Source organism: Ferrovibrio sp. (genome assembly GCF_017994015.1).
Lineage (GTDB): Bacteria > Pseudomonadota > Alphaproteobacteria > Ferrovibrionales > Ferrovibrionaceae > Ferrovibrio.
Window position 1 is genome coordinate 38251 of sequence record NZ_JAGOLP010000003.1, and the last position, 14992, is coordinate 53242.

16 protein-coding genes are annotated in these 14992 nt (G+C 60.2%); 2 read left to right on the forward strand and 14 right to left on the reverse strand.

All coding sequences use genetic code 11. The annotated features are described in order from the left end of the window. Positions 1–11: 11 nt before the first annotated feature. The 13 genes from KBB36_RS03085 to KBB36_RS03145 all read right to left on the reverse strand — a co-directional run bounded on the left by KBB36_RS03085 (position 12) and on the right by KBB36_RS03145 (position 10596). Positions 12–602 (reverse strand): DUF3261 domain-containing protein, encoded by a 591-nt coding sequence (locus tag KBB36_RS03085; RefSeq protein WP_290976722.1) that lies wholly within the window; start codon positions 600–602, stop codon positions 12–14. After that, positions 599–2902: a hypothetical protein gene (locus tag KBB36_RS03090; RefSeq protein ID WP_290976724.1), complete on the reverse strand. Its 2304-nt coding sequence runs from the start codon at positions 2900–2902 to the stop codon at positions 599–601. Before KBB36_RS03090 ends, KBB36_RS03085 begins: the two co-directional genes overlap by 4 nt. A gap of 2 nt (positions 2903–2904) precedes the next feature. Continuing rightward, positions 2905–3510, reverse strand: a complete 606-nt coding sequence (locus KBB36_RS03095; protein WP_290976727.1) for an outer membrane lipoprotein carrier protein LolA — start codon at positions 3508–3510, stop codon at positions 2905–2907. Continuing rightward, complete coding sequence (locus KBB36_RS03100; protein WP_290976730.1) at positions 3510–3917, reverse strand: thioesterase family protein; 408 nt, start codon at positions 3915–3917, stop codon at positions 3510–3512. The genes KBB36_RS03095 and KBB36_RS03100 overlap by 1 nt, the downstream gene beginning before the upstream one ends. After that, positions 3899–5596, reverse strand: coding sequence for a glycosyltransferase family 2 protein (locus tag KBB36_RS03105; RefSeq protein WP_290976734.1), 1698 nt, complete (start codon positions 5594–5596; stop codon positions 3899–3901). Before KBB36_RS03105 ends, KBB36_RS03100 begins: the two co-directional genes overlap by 19 nt. Beyond that, entirely contained in the window at positions 5593–7155 is a 1563-nt protein-coding gene (locus KBB36_RS03110; protein WP_290976738.1) for an AMP-binding protein, read from the reverse strand. The genes KBB36_RS03105 and KBB36_RS03110 overlap by 4 nt, the downstream gene beginning before the upstream one ends. Before the next feature lie 92 nt (positions 7156–7247). After that, positions 7248–7772, reverse strand: a complete 525-nt coding sequence (locus tag KBB36_RS03115) for a hypothetical protein (RefSeq protein WP_290976742.1) — start codon at positions 7770–7772, stop codon at positions 7248–7250. 34 nt (positions 7773–7806) lie between these two features. Further along, positions 7807–8055, reverse strand: coding sequence for an acyl carrier protein (locus KBB36_RS03120; RefSeq protein ID WP_290976744.1), 249 nt, complete (start codon positions 8053–8055; stop codon positions 7807–7809). A 10-nt stretch (positions 8056–8065) separates the two neighbouring features. Beyond that, a complete protein-coding gene (locus KBB36_RS03125) occupies positions 8066–8326 on the reverse strand; it encodes a phosphopantetheine-binding protein (RefSeq protein ID WP_290976747.1) in 261 nt (86 codons plus the stop codon). Next, on the reverse strand, positions 8319–9092 hold the full coding sequence (locus KBB36_RS03130) for a 1-acyl-sn-glycerol-3-phosphate acyltransferase (RefSeq protein WP_290976749.1): 774 nt from the start codon (positions 9090–9092) through the stop codon (positions 8319–8321). Before KBB36_RS03130 ends, KBB36_RS03125 begins: the two co-directional genes overlap by 8 nt. Further along, positions 9085–9759 carry a beta-ketoacyl synthase chain length factor gene (locus tag KBB36_RS03135; RefSeq protein ID WP_366933164.1) on the reverse strand — a complete coding sequence of 225 codons (675 nt, stop codon included), beginning with the start codon at positions 9757–9759 and terminating at the stop codon, positions 9085–9087. Before KBB36_RS03135 ends, KBB36_RS03130 begins: the two co-directional genes overlap by 8 nt. A gap of 9 nt (positions 9760–9768) precedes the next feature. Then, positions 9769–10158: a hypothetical protein gene (locus KBB36_RS03140; RefSeq protein WP_290976751.1), complete on the reverse strand. Its 390-nt coding sequence runs from the start codon at positions 10156–10158 to the stop codon at positions 9769–9771. A 48-nt stretch (positions 10159–10206) separates the two neighbouring features. Continuing rightward, positions 10207–10596 carry a hypothetical protein gene (locus KBB36_RS03145; protein WP_290976754.1) on the reverse strand — a complete coding sequence of 130 codons (390 nt, stop codon included), beginning with the start codon at positions 10594–10596 and terminating at the stop codon, positions 10207–10209. Positions 10597–11248: 652 nt separating this feature from the next. Between KBB36_RS03145 and KBB36_RS03150 the strand changes: the two genes are divergently transcribed. Together KBB36_RS03150 and fghA are read left to right on the forward strand one after the other, a co-directional pair. Next, positions 11249–12361 (forward strand): S-(hydroxymethyl)glutathione dehydrogenase/class III alcohol dehydrogenase, encoded by a 1113-nt coding sequence (locus tag KBB36_RS03150; RefSeq protein ID WP_290976757.1) that lies wholly within the window; start codon positions 11249–11251, stop codon positions 12359–12361. Beyond that, a complete protein-coding gene (fghA, locus tag KBB36_RS03155; protein WP_290976760.1) occupies positions 12361–13212 on the forward strand; it encodes an S-formylglutathione hydrolase in 852 nt (283 codons plus the stop codon). Before KBB36_RS03150 ends, fghA begins: the two co-directional genes overlap by 1 nt. A gap of 185 nt (positions 13213–13397) precedes the next feature. On the opposite strand, the gene KBB36_RS03160 is transcribed toward fghA, so the two are convergent. Continuing rightward, complete coding sequence (locus tag KBB36_RS03160; RefSeq protein WP_290976763.1) at positions 13398–14876, reverse strand: catalase; 1479 nt, start codon at positions 14874–14876, stop codon at positions 13398–13400. Between the last annotated feature and the right edge of the window lie 116 nt (positions 14877–14992).

The window sequence follows — 14992 nt, forward strand, 5'->3', positions numbered from 1 at the left end:
GGCACCCCGACTCACACCCCGATCTCCTTCGACTCGATCCTGAGACTGTAGCCCCAGGCCTGGTTCGCATACTGCGCCGTTCCGGTCCAGCGCTGTGCCGGCGCAAAATCATAGCGCGCCTCTGCGATCACACGACCCGCCAAAATGACTTGGCGCTGCCCCGGCAGATCGATCAGCGCGGCGCCACTCGCAGCGAGGGCGCGACGCAAGCTAGCCTCTGGCCAGTGCAGTGCCACGATATCCGCCAACATGCTGCCGGGCCGCAAGATGTCTGGCAGCCAGGCAGCAGGCTGGGCGATTACATCCATGCCAGTCCAATCCAACTGCAATGCCCGACGCCCCAGTGTATCGACAATCAGCAGAATGAAACGGTTGTCGACGATCTGGATATGGCTTTCAAACACGAAACTGGTGTCGCCGTAGCGCAGCGTGACCAGTTGATAGGCCCGCAGGTCACGCCCGATTTCGCCGGGTTGCGGCAGTGCAAGAAGCAAACCCGGCGCCAACAGCGGCGCAGTCGGCGGCAATTCACTGCGGCTGACAGCACAGCCGGCAACAAAGGGCAATGACAACAACCAGGGCAGATCGCGCCGACGCATCATGGCCGTCGCCGCCCTGGCCGCGCCTTACCAGCCAGCGGCGCCAGCAGGCAGGCCGCGGTGATACCGATCAGCATGGTGAGGCCGAATCCGGCCACGGCCGGCGCACTGCTAAAGGCCAGCAGGCCGAAGGCGAGCTGCGTCGTCAGCGTCGCCAGCACCGTCCCCAACAGGGCCACCGGGCGTTCAGCCGGCTCGCTTTCGGCAAAGAAGATCGCATAGTCGATGCCGATGGAAAGGATCAGCACCAGGGCCATGGCATGGAAGACAGTGAAGGCAAAGCCAAGCAAGGCGAGCAGGGCCGGCGTCAGCGCCATGGCCAGGGCCGGCGGCAATGCCATCCAGATGGCGCCTTGCCAGCCATACCGCCATGCCAGCACCGGCAGCAGCAGCAAACAGGAAAGGCCAAGCAGCCACTGCACCCGCTCTCGGTAGCGCCCCAGCAGCTGGCTCACATCGGCAGCAGGGTCGATCAGGGTGACACCATTGTTGCCACTGATCGCCTGGCGCAATGCCGCCGGATCGCGCAGGCCTTGAAGCAACACCACATGGCCGCCAGGCCAAAGCGCCATCGCCTCCAGGAAAGGCAGGGCGCCCGATTGCCGGGCCGTATTCCAGGTAAGCGGCGCTGTTGCGGCTGGCAGTTCAGCGCCAAGGCCCAATTGGGTGCGCTGGCTCTCGCCATGGGCTGATTCCAGCACCTTCTCTATCAACTCTGCATTCTCCGCCTGCCGTGCCAGGGAGGGCACAAAACCGGCTGGCATCAGATAACCGAGCAGGCTGCCATCGCCGAGCAGCTTATCCAGCAGCGGCCGCAACGATTCCTGACGTTGCAATGCGGCTTCGTCATCACCCGCTCGGATCAACAGAAACTGCGTTTCCGTCACGCCTCCCAGAAGCGCCTGCGCCTGCTGCTGCTGCTGCAACAGATCTGGAGCCAGAGACTGTAGACGGCGGACATCATCGTTGGGATGGAGCGTGAGCAGGCCATAGCCCGCCAGCAAAGCCAGGATGATGAGAGCGGGGAAGCGGCGGCGGCTATTGGCCAGCCCCGCTAGGCGCGGCCAGTGCTGCGTGGCAAGACGAAAGGCCCAGCCTTCGGCTGGCTGGGCCTGCTGGCGATCCAGCAGCGGCAGCCAGAGCACAACGCAAAGAAATGCCGCGATCAGGCCGATCCCCGAGAAAACAGCAATCTGGCGCAAGCCGGGCAGTGGCGCGATTGCCAGCGCGATATAACCGATCAGCGTGGTGCCAAGGCCGAGCCACAAGGCCGGGCCGATGCGGCGCAAACGCTCTGCCGGCGTGCCGCCGGCAGGATCAAAGGCGGTGGCGGAATAATGCAGGCTGTAATCCACCACCACGCCGATAAGGCTGGTGCCAAACAGCAGCGTACCGATATGCAGATCGCCGAACAGCCACAGGCTTGCTGCCAAGCCAACCAGGACGCCAACGGCGGCGGTCAGCATATTTTGCAGCAAGGGCCGTGCATTGCGAAACACTACCAGCAACAGCACCGCCGTGCCGATGAGTGACAGGCTGCCAAGCCAGGAAGCTTCGCGCAGGCCGCTGCGGGCGCCCGCTTCGGCGAAGAAGACCGTGCCAAGGCGCAAGGTGTGGAGGCTAGGCTGCTGCCTTTGCGCGGCGGCCAGCGCCGCCGCCACACTGTTTACGGCTCGGCTCTGCACGTCCAGATCCGTGGGACTGCCATTGAGGCGCAGGTCCACCAGGAACCAGGTAATGCCATTATCCACCACCGCCAAACGGCCCGCATCCGGCAAGGCGCGGCCACTGGGGCGTGGCAGATCAGCAATGAATGCCGGCAATAGCAGGAACGGATCCTGCCGCAGCCAGGCGGCATTCAGTGGCATGACCGGGCTGAATACTTGCGCCATGGCACGCGCCGCGACACGGTCCGGCTCACCGCGCAGAAGGGCCTGACGATCCTCGGCGGCCAGCAGATGGCCGCGATGCGCGGCGTAGAGTTCACCGATGGCGCGCAGAGCTTCGCTCCCGGCTGCCGTACCCGGCAAGAATGCGCCTCCTGCCAGTAAAGCTTGTTCAATGCGATCAGCCTCCCGGCGGGCCATGGCCTTGTCGGCGTCTCCAACCATCAGCAGCACGCGGCGGCTCAAAGCCTCGGTCATCATTTCATGTGTAAGCTGCAATTCGGGATCGTGATCCTCACGCGGCAGCAGGGCCAGCAGATCGGAGCGGAAATTCAATCCATCCTGTAGGCGAAAACCAAGATAACCGGCGGCAAGCAGCACTACCGCGATCCAGATGAAAGCGAGCGATCGTTTCATCTTCATCGAGGCGACAATTGATCCAGCAGGGCCGCATCAATGGCGGCCAGGGGTTGCGGCGACAGGGTATGATCGAAGAATACCAGCCGGTCCCGGTCTCCACCCTGCTTTTCCATTTCCAGGGTTTCAACGAAACGCCGGCCATGCGCCACGATACGCCGGAAGCCCGTGGCGTCCAGGGTGCCGCCGCGTGGCGTCAGCTCGGCACGCCACACCTCTCCCTCGGCGCTGCGGGCAATATCGAAGTTCAATGTCTCGAATTGTTGCCAGTCACCGTTTAATGCCGCGCCCAGCAAGGCATGGATTTGCCCTAGCAAGGGCATACGGTCGGCGGGCAGGCGCATCGTTTCGCGCCCGTTCACCTGTTGCACCAGACCTGCCGGGCCAATCAGCGTTACCATTGTGAAAGGCTGTTCGATGCGCCAGATCAAGCCGCGGCCAGGCGCGAGCACAAACCCTCCCTCGCTGCGCAGGGGCGCGTTGAAGCCCTGCAAATAGCGTTCCTGGCTGAAACGTCCGGTCAGATTCGCGGCGGCCTGCTGCGCCCAGGCATCGCCGGCAAAGACAAGGCACACCATCATCGCCATGAAGATGCAGTGACGCAGCATCACAGCAAGGCCCTCACCTTGTCGAGTAATTCCTGTGGGGACGCGAACATCAATTCACCATCGCTGATCCGTACCGCCAATTGCGTGGTGCGGGCCTTGGTCAGGATTTCGCCGCCGGCTTCATCGCGCAAACGATAATCGAAGCGCAAGCGGTGTTCATACTCCACCAGCGTGGCCGTCACGCGGATGCGCTGGCCATAGCGAATAGGCCGGATATATTTCAATTGCATGTCGACAATCGGCCAAGCTAGGCCCGAGGCCACCATCTCGGGATAGTTATAGCCGATGCGATCAAGCAAGGCAGCGCGGGCTTCTTCAAGATAACGCGCGTAATTGCCATGCCAGACCACCTGCATCGGGTCGAAATCATGGAATTGCGGTTTGATCGTCACCTCGGCGGTGAGCATGGTCGGCTTCCGTTAGTATCAGCCCAGAAATCGAAGAAATTATACCACTGATAAGGGGTGGCAATCACCTCCTGTTCAAGCAATGCAACGAAGCGGCGAACATATATGTCCAGCGCCTGTTGCCGCGCACCGCGCGGCAGCACAACTTCTTCGGCAAGGGTCACCGCGTTCAGGCGGTAGCCGGCACCCAGCTTACGACAGAACAGAGCATGCACTGGGCAACGCAACAGGGCGCCGAGAATGAAAGGGCCTTGGGGAAAGGCCGCAGCATGCCCCAGGAAGGGTACCCAAGAAACGCGCTGGCCGGACAGCGGCACACGGTCGCCGGCGATCAGCACCCAGCCGCCGCTTTCCACATGTTCGGCCAGCTGCAGTGCGGTGTCAGGGCTGATCTCGCTGACCTGGAGTGTATTCAGCGCGGCTTCCGGATTGAATTCAGACAGCAGGCGATTGAAATTCTCGGCATGCCGGGTATGCACCAGAACCAACAGGCGGCGCTGCAACGCTGGCGGCAATGCGCTGCGGGCCACCTCCACATTGCCGACATGAGCGACCACGATCACCGCACCGCGCGGCTTGTCGCCGGTGGCCAGCAGATCGCGCAGATCGCCCTGCTCCACCGGCGGGCCCTGCCCAGCCCATCCGCTGAAGACATCCAAGCCGCGTTGAGCAAAATTGCGGAAGAGACGATAGCCGTCTGCAAAGCCGGGTTGGCGAGCCTGGCCGGCGGCGGCGAATACGCGCGCAAGATACTCCTTTGCCGTCTGCCGGCGCTGGCTGGCGGTGAGATAGAAGTACAGCGCCACCAGGTTCAGCAGCGGCCCGGCGAATTTTGGCCCCAACAGGCGCAAGACCATGGCGCAAAAGCGCATGCCAAACAGAATGCCTCGCTCGGGCAATGCCGCCCAATGCAACCGCGTTTCACTCCGCGTCGCGCGCCAATGCCGGGCCAGCAAGGCAGGCAGCCGCAGCGGCATGGTCAAAGCCAGACGGGTATGCATGGCTATGATCCGCAGGTTGTCGCGCAGTAAATCAAAGTTGGATGTATTCTCCGGCGGGTATATCACCTTCACGGGGGCGCCGCGCACCGACGTGCCAGACCAGAACAGCCGCACCATGATTTCAGTATCGAAATCCATCCGACGGCCTATATGCTCGCCGCGATCCAACAGGGCTTGTACGGCCGCCAATGGATAGACACGGAAACCGCACATGGAATCGCTGATTTCCAACGACAGGGTTTCGATCCAGACCCAAACATGGGTTATCCAGCGGCCGATGGCGCGGCCGCGCGGAATCGTGTGGTCGTATTGCGGCAGGCCGGTGACAAGCGCCCGAGGCTCTTGACGGGCCAGTGCCAACAGCGACGGCAGGGCAGCCATATCATGCTGGCCATCGGCATCGATCTGCACAACATGCGTGAAACCTGCCGCACCAGCCAGCGCGAAACCGGTTAGAACTGCAGCCCCCTTCCCCTGGTTATAGTCAAGCCGATGCACGGTCACGCCAGCCGCCGGATCATGCAGGAGGGCCAGTTCCGCACGCTGCGGCCCAGTATTGCCATCGTCAATGACAAAAACCGGTAGCTGCTGCCGACGCGCAGCCGCAATCACACCGGCAATACGATTGGTGTGATTATAACTCGGAATCACGGCGCAGAAACGCGGCTCGCCGTTCATGGCGGATCCAGGGCAATGCTGCCGCTGGAGAATATCGTGTCGCCGGCGCGATATTCGAAATGCAGGCGCCGGGCTTCGGTGCGATGGCGCAATTGCAACGTCACAAGAGTATCCGGCCGCAGCAGATTGCTGAACTTAACTTGAAATTGCTGTGCGCTGCGGATCGCCACACCCATATGCCGCATGGCCAGCGCCATGGCCCAATCGAGCTGCGCCACGCCGGGCACAACCGGCATAGTGGGAAAATGCCCCGCCAGCACTGGCAGGTCGTCGGTGACCATCAGATCAAGTTCCAAGCTGTCGTCCTGGTCTCGGATGGCGATCAATTCCGGCAGGCCCGGCATGTGGTTTTCAAACAAGGCTCGCAAAGCCGCCAAACGGCGCTTACCCAGGGCATCTTCGGGCAGGTTGGCAACAAAACGCCAGCGCCGCGGCAGGCTGGCAGGTTCGAGTTGCACGGCCAAGCGATGGCGCAGCAGGCGGCCGAAACGAAATCCACCCAAAGCTGTGTATTCCCGCTCGCCTTCCGGTGTCAGCTTTGCCGCTGCGGCCAATTGCTCATCGAGCATGAACACGGCAGCCTCGGCGACCAGCCCGGTGGCGCTCAAGGCTTGCTCCACCTGGGGCGGGCTCACTCTCTTGCCCTCAATCTTCAGAACGTTATCGGCACGACCGATCAACTCGAAAGCCTGCGAAATTGCATCCACCATACGGATGCGATCAGCGGACGCGGCAGCCAGATCCGCAGCGTGGCCAGAGACGAGCTGCATGCCGCCATCCGCTGCCGCCGCAACCTGCACGCCGGGCAAGGGCTGCCATGCCAGACGATGCGCGGCAGGCTGCCGTGAGGCGATGGCGCCGGCCTCGGTGCTGCCGAGGATTTCAACAAGCGGACAGCCGAGAATTGCAGCCGCGGCAATAGCGGAGTCTTCCGCCAGCGGCCCGCCGGCGGATAGTGCCAGACTGGGGCGCCGCTCGGGCGGCAATGGCGGCAGGCATTGCATGCGCCGCAGATGTGCCGGTCCGGTTACCAGCACATCACCTGATCCCAGAGCAGCGAAAGCACTCTCCCATATCTCATTCAATGTGCCAACGATGCGCCGTCCCGTAGCCAGGGGCCAGGCGATATGGAAAGCCAGGCCATAAGCATGCAGCGGCGGCACCATGCCGTGCACAGCAGCGTCCGCCGGCACCAGATCGCGCAACAAGGCTTCGATCGCAGCGGCTTCGCGGTCGAGATGGCCCAAAGTTTTACGCACTGCCTTGGCTTTGCCAGTTGAGCCAGAGGTGAAGAGTGTGATCGGCGCAGCGGCATCGAGCCATGGCAACGCCGCCTTGTCTGCCGCTGGCAGCCCGGACAGGATCAGGCTCTGCACAAGGCCCGGACGCAGTTGATCCGCCAGAATTACGGTGCAGTCCGTGGCTGCGCCTTGCAGCGCTTCAGCCTGTAGATTAGCCGGCAGCCGCACTTCGCAACCCGCAGCCAGCAGCGCGAACAGTCCCACAGCGCTCCAATAGGCATCCTGCGCCGCCAGCAGGCCGATACCACCGCGCGGCAATCGCGCCAGGACGGCTGCGACATCATCTTGAAAAGGCGACAACCCGACAGACCGGCTGACGAGCAATCCTTGCAGGGCATGCACCGGAGGCGTCATGGCCGGGTAGTGACTTGAGCGTGGAACTGGCGTCGAAAAATCCATTCTCCCGCCAACAATATCCCGCCGATGACATAGGCGACTATGCCGGTCCAAAGCGCCCAAGCAGCATCCATCCCAGCCAATGCCAGGGTGGCGGCGATAACGGCATTCAGCAGCAGCCAGATCGTCCATATCCAGGTGACGGCACGGCAATAGCTAATGGCCTGATCGGGCAGATCAGCATCCTTTAGACGCGCCAGGCGTTCGATCAGGCTGGGTGGATTTAGCAACGTAACGCCAAACACGGTAGCTGCTGCCAAGCTCATGACCACCGGGTAGAAGCGCGCACCAAGTTCAGCATCCAGCAAGGCGATTACCAACATCAGGGCCAATGCGAGAAGCAGCGGGACGCGCCAGGACCGCAAGCGCACATCATGCGCAAGGCCGGCGCGCAACAGAACGAGTGAGATACCGGCAATGACAAAAGCCAGCGGCGGCAGCTGATCACGGGTAAAATACAGCACGATGGGATATGCCATACCGGCAAGGCCTAGAACGGCGATAGGGGCAACGTTACTCCGCCACGAGCGCATGGACACGATCAAGCACATCGCCGACTGTTCGCACCGTCTTGAACTCTTCCGGCTTGAATTTTCGGCCGGTCAGCTCCTGCAACTTCACCACCAGATCGACCGCGTCGATGCTGTCAAGGTCAAGATCCTCATAGAGCAGCGCGGCTTCAGTGATGCGTTCACGTGGCACCTCGAACATATCTTCGAGGTAACCTGTCAATTTTTCCAAAATCATCTCACGCGAAAACATGGCCCTGCCCTCAAGTCGCACGTTTGCTCGTGATGAAGCGCCCCAAGCTACGCACAGAGGCGAAATGACTTTTGAGATCCTCCGCTTCGCTGTCGAACTGGATGCCGAAGGTTTTACGTAGGGCAACGCCGAGTTCGAGAGCGTCGATCGAATCCAAACCAAGACCATCGACAAAAAGGGCTTCCTCGCTGGCAATATCTGCCGGGGTAATGCCTTCGAGCCGTAGGGTCTCGATGATCAAGACCTTCAGTTGAACTTCAAGCTCATCCATGCACACTGCTTTCCGCGAAATACCCTTCCAATTTCCGGTTCAATTGCCGGGTTGCAAGAGAGTGATATTCATACTCCAGGTGGCTGCCCACCTCAACATATGGGCCTGCCTTGATGGTAAAGAGCGGTTTTTGGGGCGGTATTTTCCACCAGGCATCACCTTTCAGCAGCGCCGGCGGCGTGCATTCTATCTTGACCAGCTGCATGTTGGCCTGCAGGAACAAGGCGATCCGTGCCGAACCGCGCTTGAACCTAACCGGCGCGCCGGGCGATGTGCGCGTGCCCTCCGGGAACACAATCAGGTCGCTGCCGGCGGCCAAGGAAGCGCGGCAGGCAGTCAACATTTCTTCGAAAGCCAGGTCATTTCGGATATAGCCAGCGTACCGCATCACCCCCCCGAGATAGGGGCTGGACCACAGTTCCTTTTTCACAATGCATTGGGCGCGGGGGAGAATTGCCATAAGCAGAACCACGTCAATCAGCGTGGGATGGTTTGCAATGATGATACGGCCACCACCATTCGCCAGTATCGCCCGGTTCTCAACAGTGATCGACAGGACGCCCAACGCCCTCAGGAGGAGCACATAAAATTTGAAGATGTAATGAATAACGCGCTGATTCAGCGCCGCCTGTTCCACAGCAGGTGTCCGCTTGAGCGCCAGCAACGGAAAGAAACATATCGCCAATACTGCACCGCCGCCAAACAGAAGCGCGAAGCCAAGGCCCGTGCCGAACAAACGCCAGCAATAACTGATCCGTTCACGCATCTGCCAAGGCCGCCTCAGCTTTGAGAAAAGCGTGCAGGAACTCAAGTGCTGACATGCTGCCGGTTTTGCTTATCAGTGAGGCGATTTCCGTGCCCTGCCGCTTGGTCAGCAGCAGGGCGAGGGCCAGCGGCGTCTCTTTCGCCGCATCTGGGAATACCTCGTCGTAGGGGGGAGGTAGCGCTTCCTCTGCAAAAAGCAGCAGCACCGGCTCTTCGGGCACGGCATGCAGGCATGCCGATGCTTCCAGCAAACCACAAACGAAACTGTCGCCACCCGCCGAAATCGCAGCATGAGCATGACGATTGCCGGTATGGATCGACAGCAGGCCAAGCAGACTGTGGTGTACAGATAGGCTGAAATCCGCCGGTGATGGCGGCGTGGCATCGGACAGAGCCTGCAATATATTGACCGTGCGAGCCAATTCGCCATGGCGGGTGGCAAGAATGAGTCGCGCCCGGCAGGCCGCATCGCCACAGGCCAAGGCAGCAGCAAGCAGGGCCTGACCTAGTGGCGAAAGGCGCCGGCGTAGCAGCATCGGTAAAACGATGGCAGCAGCCGGATCGGCCATTGCCATCTGTTGTGTTCCCGCCCAAGCACGCCAAGCCTGTCGGTCGCTACGGCCCGGCGACCAAGCAAACCAATCGGCGACGCGCATTGAGGTCTGCATCACGCCCTCTTAATTCGAGGCATTGAACAGGCGGCGTTCCAGTTCGGCTTCGAGTGCGCGAACATTGTTGTTGTAGGCGCGGTGAATATGGCCTTCGGCTTCCTTGAGATTGGTCGACGAGACCAGATTGACACTGTAGCCGCGTGCAGCGATCACCAATTGGGCTTCCGCACTATGGGTCCGCCATCTCTGAATCAGCCTAAACTGACCCGGTGCCGTGCGCTCGACCATCCAGCCGCGCGCTACCGCCGCTTCCCGGGCGATAGTATCCAATTGTTCCTGGCTCAGCGCCGCTGCCGCTTTGGGCAAGGGATGGTCTTGAACCACATAAACCGGCTGCACCCGGGGGGTGCAGGCCGCCACCAGCACAACAATGGCGATGGCAAGAAAAAATCTCATGGCGCCCCCCCAAGTCTCTTCGCCCAAACCGCTGCCGTTTATTCGCAGCTAAGCGCGAAGCTGGGCCAGTTTAAGCTGGATATCCTCATCCAGATTATTGACCCACCGATTGTAGTTGTAGTGGATTGAATCACCATTCTTTTTCAAATTAACGCTGTTGTTGTAGGTGATGCGGTAGGTTTTCTGATTGAACAAGATATTGACTGTTGCACTCCAGTTATTTCTCGCATAAGTTGCAAGTAGGTGGCCTTCAGCGGCCTTCGTGAAAACCCAGCCCCGCGGCGCACCGGCTTCGATGATGGCTTTTTCCAGGTTGGCAAGCGATTGGGTCTGCGCCTGGAGTGGCACCGGACGCTCATCGGTATTATGAATCTGGCGCGGCGAACAGGCGGCAAGCAGGGCAAAAACAACAACAGCAAGCGGGAGGCGAAGATTCATAGTTTGACCTCAGAAACAGCCATTGATTGGGTGAAAAAGGGGGTTAAAGCACGGGTAGATTTACTATAGCGATAATACAATCGCTTATTAACTTTGTGCTGATACGCAACCGCGTCAGATTCTATGCATTGAGTTCATATTTTTCAACCAAGAGCACATCCAGCCGACTTTTTTCTCACATACTCTGGATTGCGGGCCGTGCTGTCAGGATAAACAGCCTGCACTGACAGGGCGTTACCGTCACGGTTGCCACTGACCAATCCTGCTTAGGCAGCATATCGGCCTGCATTGATAGTACGCTCGGCAGGCCAAGTTTCCGCCAGAAATTACCTTGCAGGACGATAAAGAATCGTTCGTTTGCAGAGATTTTTCTTAGGGTCCAACCTCTAATCTAGCCAGCCTCTAATATAGATTGCGTCAACGAGTGGCTGATCGCGGACTGGATCGGCTACGGCGCAGAGGCTGGAAGCGACGCCAGCTTGGTTTGAGCTTGGCCTGATATGGCCAGCCCTGATGCCGGGAATCTGTCGTAAGCGTACCCAAACCGATAGGATGGTTGATACACTGGCGACCGATACCGCAATCCTGTACCGGCACCAAAGCCGAAGGGCGCCGGTAATTTCTAGCCCCCCGTATTTCTGGAGAAGTGACCATGGATGTCCGCGCCGCCGTTGCCTTTGAGGCCAAGCAGCCGCTCAGCATCGAGACCGTGACGCTGGAAGGCCCGAAAGCCGGCGAAGTGCTGATCGAAATCAAGGCCACCGGCATTTGCCATACCGATGCCTATACCCTGTCGGGCCTTGATTCGGAGGGCAAGTTTCCCTGCATTCTGGGCCATGAAGGCGCCGGCGTGGTGGTGGATATCGGCCCCGGCGTCACCAGCGTGAAGAAGGGCGACCATGTCATTCCGCTCTACACGCCAGAATGCCGGCAATGCGACTATTGCCTGAGCCGCAAGACCAATCTCTGCCAGTCGATCCGCATCACCCAGGGCGCCGGCCAGATGCCCGATGGCACCAGCCGCTTCAAATGCCGCGGCCAGACGGTGTGGCATTACATGGGTACGTCCACCTTTGCCAATTACACCGTGCTGCCGGAAATCGCGGTGGCCAAAATCCGGCCCGACGCGCCCTTCGAGAAGGTCTGTTACATCGGCTGCGGCGTCACCACCGGCATCGGCGCCGTGGTCTACACCGCCAAGGTGCAGGCCGGCGCCAATGTGGTGGTGTTCGGCCTGGGTGGCATCGGGCTGAATGTGATCCAGGGCGCGCGCATGGTCGGTGCAGACCGCATTATCGGCGTGGATATCAATCCGGCCCGCAAAGCCATGGCCGAAAAATTCGGCATGACGCATTTCGTTAATCCGAAAGACATGAAGGATGACGAACTGGTGCCGCATCTGGTGGAACTGACCAAGGGCGGCGCCGATTACAGCTTTGAATGCATCGGCAACACCAAGACCATGCGCCAGGCACTGGAATGCTGCCACAAAGGCTGGGGCGAAAGCATCATTATCGGCGTTGCCCCGTCGGGTGCCGAAATCTCCACCCGGCCATTTCAGCTTGTCACCGGCCGGGTCTGGAAGGGCTCGGCCTTTGGCGGCGCCCGTGGCCGTTCCGATGTGCCGCAGATTGTTGATTGGTACATGGATGGCAAGATCAATATCGACGACCTGATCACCCATGTCATGCCGCTAGAACAGATCAACGATGCCTTTGAACTGATGCATCGCGGTGAATCGATCCGTTCGGTGGTGACCTTCTGATGCAGCGCCTGAAGCATTGGGCCTGCTTTGGCGGCGAGCAGCAGGTCTGGCAGCATCACGCGGCAACGCTGAATTGCGCCATGGAAGTGGCGGTCTATCTGCCGCCCCAGGCTGCGGCGGCGGCGGCCAGCGGTGCCGCCCTGCCGGTGCTGTATTATCTCTCCGGCCTGACCTGCACCTGGGAGAACATGATCACCAAGGCTGGCGCGCAGCGTTATGCTGCGGCGCATGGCCTGGTGCTGGTGGCGCCGGATACATCGCCGCGCGGCGTGGATATTCCGGGCCAGCATGATGCCTATGATTTTGGCGCCGGCGCCGGCTTTTATGTCGATGCCACCGAGGCGCCATGGGCGTCGCATTACCGGATGTATAGTTACATAACCGAGGAATTGCCGGCGCTGATCCGGAACAACTTTCCGGTTGATGCTGCGCGCAGCAGCATCATGGGCCATTCCATGGGCGGGCATGGTGCGTTGATCACGGCGTTGCGCGCGCCGGATCGTTATCGTTCGGTCTCGGCCTTCTCGCCGATCGTCGCGCCGGCCCAAGTGCCGTGGGGCCGCAAAGCCTTTACAGGATATCTGGGCGCTGATGTGGCGGCCTGGCAGCAGTATGACGCCACCGCATTGGCGGCGCAGACGGCATGGCGCAAGCCGATCCTGATCGACCAGGGCACGGCGGACGAGTTTCTGGAAAACCAGCTCAAACCGCAGCTCTTTGCCACGGCCTGCGCCCAGGCCGGCATCCCGATCACCCTGCGTTTTCAGCCGGGCTATGACCACAGCTACTATTTCATCCAGAGCTTCATCGGCGACCAAATCGAATGGCATGCCGAGGCTTTGCGTGCATAAATGTGAGCCCTGGACATGTCAGGGCGGCATTCAGCTTAGGGTGCGGACCCATTAATAACGGGTCCGCACCCTAATCCCGACACAACGATATCGTATCAGAGCCAGGTATTCCGGATCACATCGGCCACCGGCTCAGGCTCCATGCATGATGTGCTTTTCATTATCCGCCCCCCCTTCGATTGCTTCTAGTCGGCTTCAGCCAGTTCTCGCGGTGAGAGTGCCATACCGAGCGCCTTTGCCACGCCAGCGCCATAGGATGGGTCTGCCCTGGTGCAGTTATCAATATGGCGTTGCTTGATTTCTGTGGCAGCAGCGCCGATGGCACGCGCGGTATTCTCGAACAGCACCTGCTGCTGGGCAGCCGTCATCAACCGAAACAGATCACCGGGCTGGGAAAAATAGTCCTCGTCCAGACGATGGTCCCAATGCCCGGCAGCGCCCTGAAGTTCCAGCGGCGGTTCGTTCAGTGTGGGTTGATCCTGCCATTCGCCGTAGCTGTTTGGCACATAGGCCAGACGGGCGCCGTGGTTGCCATCGGTGCGCATGGCGCCATCGCGATGGTAACTGTGGAAGGGGCATTTTGGTGCATTGACCGGAATGGTGTTGAAATTGACGCCCAGGCGATACCGTTGCGCGTCGCCATAGGAAAACAGACGGGCTTGCAGCATCTTGTCAGGCGAGAAGCCGATCCCCGGTACGATATTTGCCGGAGAGAATGCTGCCTGTTCCACGTCGGCGAAGACATTCTCCGGATTTCGGTTCAACTCCAATTCACCTACTTCGATCAGCGGATAATCCTTGTGCGGCCACACCTTGGTCAGGTCAAAGGGATTGAGCTGATATTTGCCGGCATCGGCTTCCGGCATGATCTGGACATAAAGCGTCCAGCGCGGGAAATTACCGTGTTCGATCGCGTCAAAAAGATCACGCTGATGGCTTTCACGATCCGCGCCAATCAATGCGGCGGCTTCGCTATCGCTCAAATTCTCAATACCCTGCTGGGTCTTGAGCGTGAATTTGACCCAGAAACGCTGATTCTCGGCATTGATGAAACTGAAGGTGTGGCTGCCGAAGCCATGCATGTGGCGATAGCTTTTCGGGATGCCACGGTCGCTCATCACAATGGTGACCTGATGCAAGGCTTCCGGCAACAGGGTCCAGAAATCCCAATTGTTGTTGGCACTGCGCATGCCGGTGCGCGGGTCGCGCTTCACCGCGTGGTTCAGGTCGGGGAACCGCAGCGGGTCACGCAGAAAAAAAACCGGCGTGTTATTGCCAACCAGATCCCAATTGCCTTCCTCGGTGTAAAATTTGATGGCGAAACCACGAATGTCGCGTTCGGCATCGGCGGCGCCGCGTTCACCGGCCACGGTGGAAAAGCGCACGAACAGGTCGGTCTGTTTACCCAGCCCGGAAAAAATCTTCGCCTTGGTGAAGCGTGTGATATCGCCGGTCACTGTGAACCGGCCATAAGCACCGGAGCCCTTGGCATGCATGCGCCGCTCAGGGATCACCTCGCGGTCGAAATGCGCCAGCTTCTCGATCAACCAGATATCCTGCAGCAAAGCCGGGCCGCGCGGGCCGGCTGTCTGGATATTGAAATTGTCGGTCACCGGCGCGCCATTGGCATGGGTCATCGGCTTGGGCTTGGCATTGTCGGTCATGCGGCAGGTCCTTGCAGCTCAGTTGCAAAAAGGTTGGCCGCCACCTTTGGGGGAGGGATTGGGTGGCGGCCATGGCCGGAAAGCCCAGGGGGAAAGGCTTCCGAGCTAAGCGGGGG

What these genes read in the sequence shown, in the direction of transcription:
- KBB36_RS03085 (WP_290976722.1), bottom strand. Translation starts at nt 602, where the DNA reads ATGATGCGTCGGCGCGATCTGCCCTGGTTGTTGTCATTGCCCTTTGTT.
- KBB36_RS03090 (WP_290976724.1), bottom strand. Translation starts at nt 2,902, where the DNA reads ATGAAACGATCGCTCGCTTTCATCTGGATCGCGGTAGTGCTGCTTGCC.
- KBB36_RS03095 (WP_290976727.1), bottom strand. Translation starts at nt 3,510, where the DNA reads ATGCTGCGTCACTGCATCTTCATGGCGATGATGGTGTGCCTTGTCTTT.
- KBB36_RS03100 (WP_290976730.1), bottom strand. Translation starts at nt 3,917, where the DNA reads ATGCTCACCGCCGAGGTGACGATCAAACCGCAATTCCATGATTTCGAC.
- KBB36_RS03105 (WP_290976734.1), bottom strand. Translation starts at nt 5,596, where the DNA reads ATGAACGGCGAGCCGCGTTTCTGCGCCGTGATTCCGAGTTATAATCAC.
- KBB36_RS03115 (WP_290976742.1), bottom strand. Translation starts at nt 7,772, where the DNA reads ATGGCATATCCCATCGTGCTGTATTTTACCCGTGATCAGCTGCCGCCG.
- KBB36_RS03120 (WP_290976744.1), bottom strand. Translation starts at nt 8,055, where the DNA reads ATGTTTTCGCGTGAGATGATTTTGGAAAAATTGACAGGTTACCTCGAA.
- KBB36_RS03125 (WP_290976747.1), bottom strand. Translation starts at nt 8,326, where the DNA reads ATGGATGAGCTTGAAGTTCAACTGAAGGTCTTGATCATCGAGACCCTA.
- KBB36_RS03130 (WP_290976749.1), bottom strand. Translation starts at nt 9,092, where the DNA reads ATGCGTGAACGGATCAGTTATTGCTGGCGTTTGTTCGGCACGGGCCTT.
- KBB36_RS03135 (WP_366933164.1), bottom strand. Translation starts at nt 9,759, where the DNA reads ATGCAGACCTCAATGCGCGTCGCCGATTGGTTTGCTTGGTCGCCGGGC.
- KBB36_RS03140 (WP_290976751.1), bottom strand. Translation starts at nt 10,158, where the DNA reads ATGAGATTTTTTCTTGCCATCGCCATTGTTGTGCTGGTGGCGGCCTGC.
- KBB36_RS03145 (WP_290976754.1), bottom strand. Translation starts at nt 10,596, where the DNA reads ATGAATCTTCGCCTCCCGCTTGCTGTTGTTGTTTTTGCCCTGCTTGCC.
- KBB36_RS03150 (WP_290976757.1), top strand. Translation starts at nt 11,249, where the DNA reads ATGGATGTCCGCGCCGCCGTTGCCTTTGAGGCCAAGCAGCCGCTCAGC.
- fghA (WP_290976760.1), top strand. Translation starts at nt 12,361, where the DNA reads ATGCAGCGCCTGAAGCATTGGGCCTGCTTTGGCGGCGAGCAGCAGGTC.
- KBB36_RS03160 (WP_290976763.1), bottom strand. Translation starts at nt 14,876, where the DNA reads ATGACCGACAATGCCAAGCCCAAGCCGATGACCCATGCCAATGGCGCG.